Source organism: Oerskovia enterophila, assembly GCF_044748475.1.
GTDB classification, from domain to species: Bacteria; Actinomycetota; Actinomycetes; order Actinomycetales; family Cellulomonadaceae; genus Oerskovia; species Oerskovia enterophila.
Genome location: NZ_JBIVFZ010000002.1, coordinates 830,066 through 842,885 on the forward strand (window position 1 = coordinate 830,066; position 12,820 = coordinate 842,885).

Genomic DNA, 12,820 nt, shown 5'->3' on the forward strand with positions numbered 1-12,820 from the left:
GCCGCCGGACGCACATCGGCCCACGGTCCGAGAGACCGCGGGCCGAGGCCCGGACCCCAGGTCCGGCCTCCGGTCCGATGCCCCGCGCGCTCCTGGCGGCTGGACTGTGGGCATGTTGAAGATCGAGCACCTCGTCAAACGCCACGGTCCCCGCACCGTCCTCGACCGCGTCGCCTTCGAGGCCCGGCCGGGCCGCGTGACCGCCTTCCTCGGGCCCAACGGAGCCGGCAAGTCGTCGACCCTGCGCATCCTCCTCGGCCTGGACCGGGCCGACGAGGGTCGTGCCCTCGTCGGGGGGCAGCCGTACAGGTCGCTGCGCGACCCGCTGCGCACCCTCGGCTCGATGCTCGACGGCTCCGGAGCGCACCGCTCCCGCACGGCCCGCAACCACCTCTCCTGGGTCGCGCGCAGCAACGGGATCTCGCAGAGGCGCGTCGACCAGGTGCTCGAGCAGGTAGGGCTCACGGCCTCCGCCCGGACACGGGTGGGGCGCTACTCCCTCGGCATGGGACAACGCCTGGGGCTCGCGTGCGCGCTCCTGGGCGAACCCGAGGCGCTCGTCCTCGACGAGCCCGTCAACGGGCTCGACCCGGAGGGCATCCGGTGGATCCGTGGCCTGCTCCGTGCGCACGCGGACCACGGCGGCACGGTCCTGCTGTCGAGCCACTTCATGGGCGAGGTGGCCGACATCGCCGACGACCTCGTGGTCATCTCGGGCGGTCGGGTCGTCGCGGACGGGACGCTCGCCGACGTGACCCACCGCTACGACACGCTCGAGGACGCCTTCTTCGCGCTCACGAGCGACGGACAGGGGACGGTCCGGTGAGGGGGTGGAACGTGTTCGTCGCCGAGCTGCAGAAGATGCTGGCGCTGCCCGGGGTGTGGACCGGGGCTGCGGTCGCCGTCCTCGGGACGGCCGCGCTGACCCTGCTCAACGCGGTCGGCGTCCGCGACGCGCTCGTCGCCGGACGTCCCGAGGACACGGGCTACGGCTCCGCGTTCGACACGGCGTTCGCCGCGATGCCGATCGGGACCGTGGGCGCGGTCGTGATCGGCGTGATCGCGGTGAGCAGCGAGTACACCGCGAACAGCCCCGACGCCGGAGGCGGTCGGCAGATCGGCACGACGCTCGTGGCCGTCCCGCGGCGCGCGAGCGTCCTCGTCGCGAAGGTGACCGCGGTCGTCCTGCTCGTGATCGCCACGGCGGTCGTGGCGGTCCCGGCGAGCGTCGCACTCGCCGAGGCGATCATCGCCGACGCCGCGACCGCGACCGTCCCGCTCGCCGAGGCCGTCCGGCGCTGCCTCGGCGCGGCCCTCTACTGGACCCTCACGGCGCTCCTGGCCCTGGCGGTCACGGTCTTCACGCGCAGCGGGGTCGTCCCTCTCCTGGTGCTCGTGGTCAACAGCTCGTTGGTGTCGGTGTCGCTCCTGCTCACGATGCTCACGCCGCTCGCGCACTGGCTCCCCGACATGGCCGGCCGCAGGCTCTTCGGGGACGTCGACACCGTCGCGGGCGGCCTGTCGCCCGGTCCCGGTGCGCTCGTGATGGCCGCGTGGGCCCTGGCGCTCCTCGCGGTCGCGGGCACCGTGTTCTCACGGCGGGACGCGTGAGCGCCAGGGGGTTGGCGTCCGTGGTCGCCGCGGAGCTCGACAAGCTCCGCACGCTGCCCGGCGCGGTCCTCGCGGTCGTCGGGACCACCGTGGTCGGAGCCCTGATCGCCGCCGCGCAGGCGGGTGCGGCCGCCGACCAGGGCCTGCCCGTCACGGCCCTCGATCCCACGCTCCGCACGGTGCCCTTCGCCGTGGCGGGCCTCGTGCTCGTCGGCGTGCTGCCGGTCTCCCAGGAGCACGCCGGTCGCCAGGTCGCCACGACCCTGACCGCAGTCCCGCGGCGCGGGCTCCTCGTCGCGGGCAAGAGCGTCGCGGCGATCTGCGCCGTCGGGCTCACCGCGGTCTCGGTGCTCGGCGCCTGCCTGGCCGCGTCCGCAGTCACGCAGCACCTCCTCGACGCACCCGCCGCGACGGGCGGCGCCGGAGCGGGCCCGCTCCTGGGGGCCGCGGCGTTCCTGGTCGTCATCGGGGTGTTCTCGCACGCCGTGGCGCTGGTCGTGCGTCACCTCGTGCCCGCGCTCGTCGGCGTCCTCGCGCTGGTGCTCGTCGTGTCCCCGCTGCTCGCGGGCGCGACCGAGCACGCGCGCTGGTTGCCGGACCGCGCCGCGTCGGCCTGGTACGACGCGGGCCCGAGCACGCTCGACGGGCCGACGGCGACGCTCGTCGCGCTCGCCTGGGTGGCGGTCGTCGGCGTCCTGGGTTCGTGGCGGTTCCTCACGCGGGACGCATGACGAGGTCGAGGCGCGGGCGGGTCGGGCCCCAGCGCCCCACCCCGGTAGCACCCACTCTAGTTGATAATGAGAGCGGTTCTCATTCTCTGCTACGGTGTGCGAGTTCGGCGCGCTCCCTGCGCCGCAGCCCACACCTACCGGAAGGACGGTGGGACCCGCCGGGGTCCCGTGACGCCATGACCAGCACCAGACACCGCCACCTCGCCCTGGGGATCGCCCTCGCCCTGCCCGCCGCCGTGCTCGCCGGCTGCGCCACGGACGAGGCCTCCCCCGCCGCGTCGTCCGACGCGTCCGAGCACGGCCACGACCACGACGAGCACGAGGAGGGCGGCCACGGCACCGAGGCCGCGACCGACACCCCGCGCATCGCCCTGACCTACGACGGCGGGATCGTCGTCCTCGACGGCACGAGCCTCGAGCAGGTCGCCGACCTCCCGGTCGACGGCTTCACGCGCATCAACCCCGCGGGGGACGAGCGCCACGTGATCGTCTCCGCAGGTGACGCTTTCCGGGTCCTCGACCTCGGCACGTGGGGCGAGCCGCACGGCAACCACTCGCACTTCTACACCTCCGAGCCGGCCTTCACGCAGACCGAGTTCGCCGCGAACCACCCCGGCCACGTGGTCCGCCACGCGGGCCGCACGGTCCTGTTCAACGACGGCTCGGGGCTCGTCGAGTCGTTCGACCCGCACGACCTCGCGGACGGCGACCCCGAGACCACGACGTACACGACCCCGTCCCCGCACCACGGCGTCGCGGTCGAGCTCGAGAGCGGCGACCTGCTCGTCACCGACGGCACCGAGGACTCGCGGTCGAGCGTCGTGGTCCTCGACAGCGGTCGCCACGAGGTCGCGCGCACCGACGCCTGCCCGGGCGTGCACGGCGAGGCCGTCGCGTCCGACGAGGCCGTGGTCGTGGGCTGCGAGGACGGCGTGGTCGTCTACGCGGGCGGGGAGCTGACCAAGATCGCGTCGCCCGACGCCTACGGCCGGATCGGCAACCAGGCGGGCTCGGACGAGTCGCCCGTGGTCCTGGGCGACTACAAGTCCGACCCGGACGCCGAGCTCGAGCGCCCCACCCGCGTCTCGCTCGTCGACACCGTGAGCCGGCAGATCACCCTGGTCGACACGGGCGCGAGCTACACGTTCCGCTCGCTCGGCCGCGGCCCGCACGGCGAGGCGCTCGTCCTGGGGACCGACGGCGCGCTGCGCGTCATCGACCCCGCCTCGGGGGCGGTCACCAGCACCATCGCGGTGATCGACGCGTGGACCGAGCCCGACGACTGGCAGGCCCCGCGCCCCACGCTGTTCGTGCTCGACCACACGGCCTACGTGACGGACCCCGCCACGAAGGCCGTGCACGCGGTCGACGTCGAGTCGGGCAAGGTCTACGCGAGCACCACGCTCGACGTGGTCCCCAACGAGCTGACGGGGGTCTCGGGCCTCCCCGAGTGACCTCCTGCCCGACGGCGCAGCGCGCCCCGGGCGACCACCTCGCGCGGTGAGGTGGTCGCCCGGGGCGCGCTGCGTCGTCGGGCCCCTCAGAGGCGGGCGAGCGCCTCTTCCGCCCAGGCAGCCCTTGCACTTCCGCCGTACCGTCGAGGGGAGAACCGCCCGACCGACCTTCCAGGAGGGCCCGTGAAGGGTTCGAACAAGGCCGAGGCGCCCAAGCGTCCCCCGGGCAGCCCGATGCTGATCGTGCTGATGATCATCGTGGTCCTCCCTTCCGTGCTGCTCGCCGACGCGTGGGGAGCCGGCCCGGTGGGGATCATCGGCGGCCTGACGGGCATGTTCGCGCTGGTGGCCTTCATGGGCGGTCCGCTCCGGGCCGACCTCCGCATCGCTGCGGTGATGGGCCCGCTGCTGATCTTCGCAGCAGCCGTCCCGCGCCTGGTGGCCGAGACCTCGCGCCCCGCGGCGATCGCGCTCGTCGTGGTGCTCGTGTTCGTGGCCGCGCTCCTCCCCCTGCTCGGCCCACGCTTCGGCAACGCGGGGATGGGGCTCGGGATGACCACGGTGTTCGGCTACGGCTACGCACCGATGGGTGGGGCCGATCATCGGCAGGTGATCGCGGCGGCCGTCGCGGGGGTCGCCGTGGCGCTCGTCCTGCGCATCCTGATGGGGATCTCGGACCCGTCCAAGCAGACCCGCGAACAGGTCGCCGCGGTGCTCGTCGCCGACGATCCGAGCAGCGCCACCGCCACCGCGTTCAGCACCTGGCTCAGCGACGGCAGGCAGCGCTGGCTCGCGGACGCGCTCGAGGGTGCCTCGCGCTACCGCCTCGCCCTGCACACGGCACACCTCACCGCGGCGGGCGATCCCGACGACACCGTGCTCCGCGAGCGGGCTCACGAGCTGGCCGAGGAGATGAAGGCCAAGCCCCGGCGGGGCGAGCCCGTCAAGGCACCGTCGCCCTCGCAGGCATCAGCCGTCACCGAGCCCCCCTTCACCGACGCAGCGCGCGCCCTGGACTCCGTCGGGCAGGCGATCCAGGAGCGTGACACCGCCACGGTCACGCTCGATCGGGACCGGCGCCACCAGCTCCAGGACGCGGTGCTGCACCCCGCGGCCAGGCTGCAGTCCATCCAGTTCCGGCACGCGTTCCGCACTGCGCTCGCAGTGCTGCTGATGCTGCTGATCACGTCCGGCCTGGAGCGGGGCGACCCCCTGGTCTCGACCGCGCTGCTGACCACCTTCAGCATCCTTCAGACCAGCTGGAGCGGCACCGTGGCCAAGACGAGGAACAAGATCGTCGGTCTGGTCTCCGGCTCGCTCACGGTCGCGGTGGTCCTGCTGGTCGTCCCGTCGCGCTACCTCACCCTGGTCGCGGTCGTCGCCCTGTGCCTGGGGCTGTGGTACATCGTCACCCGCCCGGCGCTGGGCGGCGCGTTCATGGTCGTCGTCAGCGTCGGCTTCAACTCCGTGACCCGTGACCTGAACGCGGTCGACCTCCTGACGCAGTACGTGGTGCTCACCCTGAGCGCGGTGCTGGTCGGAGTGGTCCTCGGCTTCGCCGTGATCCCGGGCTTCCGGCCCCCACCTCTGCGACGACGTATCGAGACCGCTACCGAGGCCACCGCGACCGCGCTCCGTGCCTCGTCGGAGAGGTCCGGTCCACAGCAGCCTGAGGAGATCGCCCTGCTCCGGGACGCCGTCCGCCTGCAGGACGAGCTGGTGCCCGACCGCGACCGGCTCGACGACAGGCAGCTCGCCGAGCTCGACACGCTGCGCAACGGGTTGCGCGACCTGACCGTCCTGGCCGACGCAGCGCAGCTGAACCGCGGCGAGCTCGACCAGGTCCTCCAGGCGTTGAGCCCCGACGACCCGACGGGCGGGAACGGGGCCGACGGCACGGCCCCCGAGACCTCGGGCGCAGCGTCCTCGACCTTGTGGGACCTGGCCCAGCACGCCGGCTCGGCCGAGCGGTACCTGCTGCGGACGCTGCCGGACCACGCCTGAGCCGGCTCGCACGGTCTCGCCTCAGGACCGGGCGAGCGCCTCCGCGAGGCGGTCGAGCAGCTCGACCTGCCCCGCGACCACGAGCTCGCGCGCCCGCGCGAGCGGCACCCACGCGACCCGGTCGAGCTCCGGGAACGACGCCGTCCGGCCCGACCGCGGCGGCCACTCCATCTCGAACGTGTTGCTCGTCGCGGTGCTCGCGTCGAAGTCGGCGCGGCGCGCCCAGGCGCGCACGGTCTTGCCCGCGCGCTGCCTGATCTGCCCCAGGTCGATCTCCGGCCCCTCGGGCGGAGCGGACCCGAGCTCCTCGGTGAACTCGCGGACCGCCGCGGCGTGCGGGTCCTCGTCGGGGTCGTGCTCGCCCTTGGGGATGGTCCAGGCGCGTTCTTCCTTGCGCGCCCACAGCGGACCGCCCATGTGCCCGACGAGCACCTCGACCTCTCCCCCGTCACCGACCCGGTGCAGGAGGAGCCCCGCGCTGCTCGCCACGACCCGCGCCCTACGAGACCGGGGGACGCGCCTGGAGCTCGGCCAGCACCGCCGGGTCCTGGACGTTCATCCACGCGATGACGTCCTGGTACGTGGCACAGATGGTCTCGGGCTTGCCGCACGCCTCGAGCATGAAGTCCTTGGCCGCCGGGTTGAACGCGTTGCCGCTCCACTGGTTGAAGTGGTTGGCCACGAGCACGGGCGCGCGGTTGCCGTTGAAGGCGACGTCGTACATGTGCCGGTACGTCTCGAGGACCGCGGCGCGGATCTCGGGGGCACGCTCGGGCTGGTTCTGCGCCTTGTTGAACTTGTACCAGAAGTTGTAGTCCATGGCCATGACGTTGCCGAGCGTCGGAGAGCTCGTCGTCTGCATCCGGAACTCCCACACGCCGTACTCCTGCTTGGGCCACGCGATGCCGCTGCCGGGGATCGAGGAGTCGTACGTCTGCCCGTGCGCGGCCCACGCCGGGGCGATCTGGTCCCAGTTGCCCTCGAGGCACGGTGTCCGGCCGCCCGTGACCTCGGAGGCCGGGATCTCGAGCGGTGGCGTGTCCTGGAGGCCGTTGATCTCCTGCCAGTCGTTCCAGAAGCCGAAGAACTGGTCGAGCTCGCTGTTCCAGTCGGCCGTGGTCCAGTCCCCGCCACCGGGCGGGTTGTCGGCGCAGAAGTGCCCGTTGTAGTGCGTGCCGATCTCGTGGCCCTCCAGGTAGGCAGCGTTGAGGTCGCCCACGAGGGTCGTGACCGTGGCCGCGTCCCCGCCGAACCCCACCGACGCCTTGCCCGGCGCGTGCCCCGGTCCGGTGTAGGCGTCGCGGTGCTCGTCGGTCAGGAGGTAGATGCCCGTGAGGAATCCCGTGAACCGGGCGTCGACCTGGGCCGCTGCCTCACGGAACTCGGTCCACCGGTCGTGCCACCCGGCGCCGTCGAACGAGAAGATGATGAACTGCGGCGGGTTCTCGCCGGGCGCGAGCTTCGTGAGCGGGACGTTCGACGCCGCCCGCGTGGGGGTCGGCGTGGGCGTGGGGGTCGGCTCCTCGGGCGTGGGCTCCTCCGAGGGTGAGACGTCCCCGGTGGGGCGCTCCGCCGTCGGGCCCGGTTCCGTGGGCCCCGGTGATCCCGTGCACCCGGCGACCAGCGCCAGTGCCGCGACCACCGCCCCCGCGCCGAGCGCCGCCCGGCGCACCGTTCCGACAGGACGAGCAGAACGCAGTGACACGAAGAGTCCTTCCGAGCGTGGGCCGTCCCACCACGCTAGGGGAGGACGTGCCGCGGCGCTCGGCCTGAGCGGGTGAGTCTGCTCAGGGTTCCGGGACGTCCTCGAAGACGCTCCCCGGGTTGCGCATGAGCGACGCCCGGTCGAGCGGCCACACCTTGGCGACCGCGGTGCCCACGACGTTGTCGATCGGCACGAACCCGTTCCCGGGCTTGTCCGTGTTGTAGCGCGAGTCGCCCGAGTTCTGCCGGTTGTCGCCCAGGACGAACAGCGAGCCCTCGGGCACGACCACGTCGAACTCGATCTCGCTGGGGATCGAGCCGGGCTTGATGTACGTCTCGTCGATCGCGACGCCGTTGACCGAGACGCGGCCCTGCGCGTCGCAGCACGTCACGTGGTCCCCGGGCAGCCCGATGACCCTCTTGATGAGGTGCTCGCCCGCGTCCACCGGACGGATGCCGATGAAGGTCAGGAACGTCTCGCCCGCCTTGACCAGGCCCGTCGACTCCTGCTGCGGCTGGCTCGCGAGCCAGCCGCCCGGGTCCTTGAAGACCACGACGTCGCCACGGTTGATGTCGAGGAAGCGCGGGACGAACCGCGAGGCCAGGACCCTGTCGTCCTTGATGAGGGTGTTCTCCATCGACTCGCTCGGGATGACGAACGGCTGGACCACGAAGGTCTTGATGAGGAACGAGATGACCAGGGCCGCGACGACGATCACGCCGACCTCGCGCGCGAACGACCAGCGGCGGCGAGTCCTCACGGCTGCGCCCGGAGCCGGGGCCCCCGCGGAGCCGTCGCCGGGCTCGCCGCTGGGCGCCTGGCCCTCGGGGAAGACCGACTCGACGTCGGGCGCGCCAGGGAAGGCGCCCGACGGTCTCGGCTGGTCGTCTGGGCGCTCGGCGTCATTCGAAGTCACGGGGACACTCTTCCACCAATGGGCCCGTGGGGCCGGTCGGTCTCGGCGGGGCTGGCGCCGCGGACGGTGACGGGCCTCGACCCGATGGCGTGGTGCGCACGACTCGCCAGGTCCGGACGGGCTCCGACGGGGTGAGTCCGGGCGATGGCCGGGGAGGTGGGGTGTGTTGTTCGCGCAGCCACCACAATTGTGGTGACTGCACGAACAACACACCCTCCCCCGGGAGACGGACAGGGCACGAGCGTCCCGCACGCGCCGCCACGACACGCAGCAGGTGGCGCGAGATCGCGGGCCAGGCAAGCACCAACGACGAAGGGCCCCGACCACTGGTCGGGGCCCTTCGTCACTGCGGTAGCGGTGAGATTCGAACTCACGGTGGACTTTCACCCACACACGCTTTCGAGGCGTGCTCCTTAGGCCACTCGGACACGCTACCCAGCCGGGAAGTCCCGGCTGCAGAAGGATACCCGCTCGCGGCGCCTGGACCGAATCGGGCACCCCGCGCGCCTGCCGGCACCCGAGGGAGGCGCCGTCGCACGCCCGACGCCGGGCCCGCCGTCGGGCACCGACGCCGCGTCCCGAACTCATATCCCCGGCTACCCCGGGTCATAGGGACCTCACAGGTTCGGACGGCTCACTGGAGGAGCTCACTTCCCCGTCAACTGGAGGTCACCCGTGACCCAGCCCCCACAGCTCGCGCTGTACCTCGTCGACCTGGTCGCCGTGCTCGTCCTGACGTTCGGCCTCTACTTCCCGCGCCACCGGCGCCGCGACCTGGTCGTCGCCTACCTGGGCGTCAACGTGGGTGTCCTCGCGGTCGCCGCGACGCTCGCGAGCAGCACGGTCGGCGCGGGCCTGGGACTCGGCCTCTTCGGTGTCCTGTCGATCATCCGCCTGCGGTCGACCGAACTGTCCCAGCACGAGGTCGCCTACTACTTCGCCGCCCTCGCCCTGGGTCTCCTGGGCGGGCTCGGCACCAGCGCGGGCTGGCTCGGCGTCGCGGGCAGCGCCCTGATCCTCGTGGTCATGGCGGTCGCGGACCACCCGCGACTCCTGCGCCGCCACCGCAGCCAGGTCATCCTGCTCGACCGCGCCTTTCCCGACGAGGTCGGCCTCGTCGCCTACCTCGAGCAGCTCCTCGGGGCGCACGTCCACTCGGCCTCGGTCCAGCGCCTCGACCTGGTCAACGACACGACCCTGGTCGACGTCCGCTACGAGGTCGCCCCGGGCGGCGGCGTCATCGCGAGCAGCGACGCCACACCGTCTGCGGCCTCCCTCCCGGGCGCCGCGAGCGCAGGGCAGGTGCCGGCATGACCACGCTCCTGCCCGACGGCGCCACGCCCGACACCCTCGCCGCACCTCACGCCGGGTTCGCCCCCATCTCGCTCGACGAGCTCGTCGAGTCGGCCTCGCTCCAGACCCGGATCGACCGCAAGTACGTCCTGCACCGGGCCGAGGCGCGCGCGGTGCTCGCCGACCTGGTCGAGCGGGAGCCGGGCGTGCGGGTCCTCGACATCGACGGCCGCCGCGACTTCGCGTACGAGTCGGTGTACTTCGACACCCCCGATCTCACGAGCTACCACCTGGCGGCCCACCGGCGCCGCCGCCGGTTCAAGGTCCGCACCCGGACCTACCTGGACTCGGGCGAGGCGTGGCTCGAGGTCAAGACGCGTGCAGCCCGCGGGTCGACCGTCAAGGAGCGCGTCGAGCACGAGCCCGACGCCAGGTGCGCGCTCGGCGACGGCCGCCGCTTCGTGTCCGCGACGCTCGACGACGCCGCGATCCCCGCGGCCGCCGACCTGCCGCTCGCGGCCGGGCTCGTGACCCGCTACCGGCGCACCACGCTCTTCCTCCCCGGCGGCGCGCAGGGAGCACCAGCCGCCCGCGCGACGCTCGACAGCGACCTCACGTGGCTGCTCGACGAGGGCACGCCCTCGGGTCGCACCGCGGCGGTCCCCGACCTCGTCGTCGTCGAGACCAAGACCGGGTCGACGCCGTCGTGCCTCGACCACCTCCTCTGGCGCAGCGGCCACCGGCCGCAGCGCATCTCCAAGTACGGCACGGGTCTGGCGGTCCTCCGCCCCGACCTGCCGGGCACGCCGTGGCGGCGCGTCATCCGCCGCTACGTCGAGCCCTCCCTGACCACCTCTCACGACAGGAGCACCTGATGCGACTTCGCAGACCGACCACCGTCACCACCGCGGTCCTGACCGCCACGCTCACCGCCGCCGCGCTCGTCGGCTGCTCGGCCGACGCCGGCGAGAGCACGAGCGCCACCACGAGCGACGCCGCGTCCGCCACCACCGCGTCGTCCGCCGTCGCGGGCCTGACTCCCGAGGAGGCCATGGCCGCGAACGCCGAGCCGCACTCCTCGGGAGCCGACGACGAGGACCTCGCGTGGGACGAGTCCGAGGAGGTCGCGATCTCGCTCGACGGCGACTCGGCCCAGGCGGACGGCGACGGCGTGAGCGTGGACGGCTCGACCGTCACGATCACCCAGGCCGGCACCTACCGCGTCACGGGGGACCTGACCGACGGGCAGCTCGTCGTGGCCTCGTCGGGCGACGGCGTGGTGCGCCTCGTGCTCGACGGCGCGAGCGTCACGAGCTCGACGACCTCGGCCCTGGTCGTGGACGACGCGGCGAGCGCCGTCGTCGTCCTGGCCGACGGCTCGACGAACCACCTCGAGGCGACGGGGGCGGCTGTCGATGCCGATGGCGACGGCAGCACCGACGAGCCCGACGGCGCCCTGTTCTCCTCCGCCGACCTGACGATCGGCGGCACCGGGTCGCTCGACGTGGTCAGCGCCTCGACCGACGGGATCGTGAGCAAGGACGGCCTGGTGATCGCGGGCGGCGTCCTTACGGTCGACGCGGCCGACGACGGCGTCCGCGGCAAGGACTACCTGGTCGTGACGGGCGACGCGTCGGTCTCCGTCACTGCGGTCGCCGACGGTCTCAAGTCGACCAACGCCGACGACGAGACCATGGGCTACGTCGCGGTCCTCGGCGGCACGGTCGACCTCACGGCGGGCGACGACGGCATCCAGGCCGAGACCGACGCGATCGTCTCCGACGCGACCGTGACGATCGCCGCCGCCGGGGGCGCGGGCGCCGAGGTGGCCGAGGACGCGTCCGCCAAGGGCATCAAGGGCGACGTGGGGGTCGTGGTCGGCGGCGGCGCCGACGTGCGCGTCGACGCCGCGGACGACGGCCTGCACTCGAACGGCGCGGTGTCCGTCTCCGGTGGGGACATCACGCTCGCCTCGGGCGACGACGGCGTCCACGCCGACGGCGACGTCACCGTCGCGGACGGCAACCTCACGGTCACCGAGTCGGTCGAGGGCCTCGAGGGGGCGACCATCACGCTCGCGGGCGGCGACGTCGACATCACGTCGTCCGACGACGGCGTGAACGCCGCAGGCGGGACGAGCAGCACGTCGGACACCGCGGCGGGCACCACCCAGGACGGCACCGCACCCCAGGGCGCTCCCGCGGGCGACGGCGAGATGCCCGACGACTTCACTCCCCCGGCCGACGGCGAGATGCCGGCCATGCCCGACGGCGCCGCCCCGGGCGACGGTACGGCGGGCGAGCCTCCCGCGATGCCCGACGGCGAGATGCCCGACGGCGCAGCCCCGGGTGGTCAGGCCGGCGGCCAGGGCGGTGCACCCGGAGGCGAGAGCGCCGACACGGGCGACTACTGGCTCAAGATCACGGGCGGCACGCTCGTGGTCGACGCGGGCGGAGACGGCCTCGACAGCAACGGGACGATCGAGATCACGGGCGGCACGACCGTCGTCCAGGGCCCGACGAACGCGGGCAACGGCGCGCTCGACACCGCCGGGGCGTTCACGGTCTCGGGCGGCACGCTGCTCGCCGCGGGCAGCTCGGGCATGGCGGTCGCCCCGGACACCGACTCGTCGCAGGGCTGGGTCGCGGCGAACCTCGACCAGACGGCCGCGGCCGGGACCGTGGTCCACGTCCTGTCCGACGACGGCACGACCCTCGTGTCCTACGAGGTCACCAAGGACACGGAGAACATCGTCTACTCGTCGCCCGAGATCACGACGGGGGCGGCGTACGTCGTCCAGGCGGGCGGCACGCTCGGCTCGCCCGACACGACGGGCCTCTCGTCGGACGGCAGCACCGACGGCGCCACGCAGGTCGCGACGGCCACCGCGGGTGAGTTCGCGGGCGGCGGCACGGGAGGCATGGGTGGCGGAGGACGCCGACCCGGTGCCGGCGACTCGACCGACGCCACGGGCGAGGCGACGACGAGCGGCACGTGACGCCGTCGGGCACGCGCGTCCGCAGGCCGTAGGCACGGGACACCCGACAGGACGACACGAGAGGGGTGCCGCACCCGACGGTGCGGCACCCCTCTCCCCCTGTCATGG

The 12,820-nt window shown here is 73.2% G+C and carries 11 protein-coding genes and 1 tRNA gene; 8 read left to right on the top strand and 4 right to left on the bottom strand.

From position 1 onward, the window contains the following. The first annotated feature begins 112 nt into the window (after positions 1-112). The 5 genes from ACIPWA_RS08240 to ACIPWA_RS08260 all read left to right on the top strand — a co-directional run bounded on the left by ACIPWA_RS08240 (position 113) and on the right by ACIPWA_RS08260 (position 5,800). A complete protein-coding gene (locus ACIPWA_RS08240) occupies positions 113-826 on the top strand; it encodes an ABC transporter ATP-binding protein (protein WP_056644971.1) in 714 nt (237 codons plus the stop codon). Next, positions 823-1,611, top strand: coding sequence for an ABC transporter permease (locus ACIPWA_RS08245; protein ID WP_400289387.1), 789 nt, complete (start codon positions 823-825; stop codon positions 1,609-1,611). The genes ACIPWA_RS08240 and ACIPWA_RS08245 overlap by 4 nt, the downstream gene beginning before the upstream one ends. Continuing rightward, positions 1,608-2,342 (top strand): hypothetical protein, encoded by a 735-nt coding sequence (locus ACIPWA_RS08250; protein ID WP_400289388.1) that lies wholly within the window; start codon positions 1,608-1,610, stop codon positions 2,340-2,342. The genes ACIPWA_RS08245 and ACIPWA_RS08250 overlap by 4 nt, the downstream gene beginning before the upstream one ends. A gap of 176 nt (positions 2,343-2,518) precedes the next feature. After that, on the top strand, positions 2,519-3,796 hold the full coding sequence (gene aztD / locus ACIPWA_RS08255) for a zinc metallochaperone AztD (RefSeq protein ID WP_400289389.1): 1,278 nt from the start codon (positions 2,519-2,521) through the stop codon (positions 3,794-3,796). 183 nt (positions 3,797-3,979) lie between these two features. Beyond that, on the top strand, positions 3,980-5,800 hold the full coding sequence (locus ACIPWA_RS08260) for an FUSC family protein (RefSeq protein ID WP_068710170.1): 1,821 nt from the start codon (positions 3,980-3,982) through the stop codon (positions 5,798-5,800). A gap of 21 nt (positions 5,801-5,821) precedes the next feature. Here the strand turns inward: ACIPWA_RS08260 and ACIPWA_RS08265 are convergent, their stop codons facing one another. From ACIPWA_RS08265 to ACIPWA_RS08280, 4 genes are all read right to left on the bottom strand, one after another. Continuing rightward, positions 5,822-6,289 (bottom strand): NUDIX hydrolase, encoded by a 468-nt coding sequence (locus tag ACIPWA_RS08265; RefSeq protein ID WP_056644960.1) that lies wholly within the window; start codon positions 6,287-6,289, stop codon positions 5,822-5,824. A 10-nt stretch (positions 6,290-6,299) separates the two neighbouring features. Further along, the gene (locus ACIPWA_RS08270; protein WP_068625487.1) at positions 6,300-7,505 is read right to left on the bottom strand and encodes a polysaccharide deacetylase family protein; all 1,206 of its coding nucleotides are present in this window, start codon (positions 7,503-7,505) and stop codon (positions 6,300-6,302) included. A gap of 82 nt (positions 7,506-7,587) precedes the next feature. After that, positions 7,588-8,421 (bottom strand): signal peptidase I, encoded by an 834-nt coding sequence (gene lepB / locus ACIPWA_RS08275; RefSeq protein ID WP_400289392.1) that lies wholly within the window; start codon positions 8,419-8,421, stop codon positions 7,588-7,590. Positions 8,422-8,770: 349 nt separating this feature from the next. Beyond that, positions 8,771-8,857: transfer RNA gene (locus ACIPWA_RS08280), tRNA-Ser, on the bottom strand. Positions 8,858-9,096: 239 nt separating this feature from the next. Here ACIPWA_RS08280 and ACIPWA_RS08285 point away from each other — a divergent pair. From ACIPWA_RS08285 to ACIPWA_RS08295, 3 genes are read left to right on the top strand one after another with little or no spacing between them, the layout of a single operon-like run. Beyond that, on the top strand, positions 9,097-9,735 hold the full coding sequence (locus tag ACIPWA_RS08285) for a DUF4956 domain-containing protein (RefSeq protein WP_400289393.1): 639 nt from the start codon (positions 9,097-9,099) through the stop codon (positions 9,733-9,735). Next, positions 9,732-10,589 carry a polyphosphate polymerase domain-containing protein gene (locus ACIPWA_RS08290; protein WP_400289394.1) on the top strand — a complete coding sequence of 286 codons (858 nt, stop codon included), beginning with the start codon at positions 9,732-9,734 and terminating at the stop codon, positions 10,587-10,589. Before ACIPWA_RS08285 ends, ACIPWA_RS08290 begins: the two co-directional genes overlap by 4 nt. Then, entirely contained in the window at positions 10,589-12,712 is a 2,124-nt protein-coding gene (locus tag ACIPWA_RS08295; protein WP_400289395.1) for a carbohydrate-binding domain-containing protein, read from the top strand. Before ACIPWA_RS08290 ends, ACIPWA_RS08295 begins: the two co-directional genes overlap by 1 nt. Positions 12,713-12,820 lie beyond the last annotated feature (108 nt).

What these genes read in the sequence shown, in the direction of transcription:
- ACIPWA_RS08295 (WP_400289395.1), top strand. Translation starts at nt 10,589, where the DNA reads ATGCGACTTCGCAGACCGACCACCGTCACCACCGCGGTCCTGACCGCC.
- ACIPWA_RS08290 (WP_400289394.1), top strand. Translation starts at nt 9,732, where the DNA reads ATGACCACGCTCCTGCCCGACGGCGCCACGCCCGACACCCTCGCCGCA.
- ACIPWA_RS08240 (WP_056644971.1), top strand. Translation starts at nt 113, where the DNA reads ATGTTGAAGATCGAGCACCTCGTCAAACGCCACGGTCCCCGCACCGTC.
- aztD (WP_400289389.1), top strand. Translation starts at nt 2,519, where the DNA reads ATGACCAGCACCAGACACCGCCACCTCGCCCTGGGGATCGCCCTCGCC.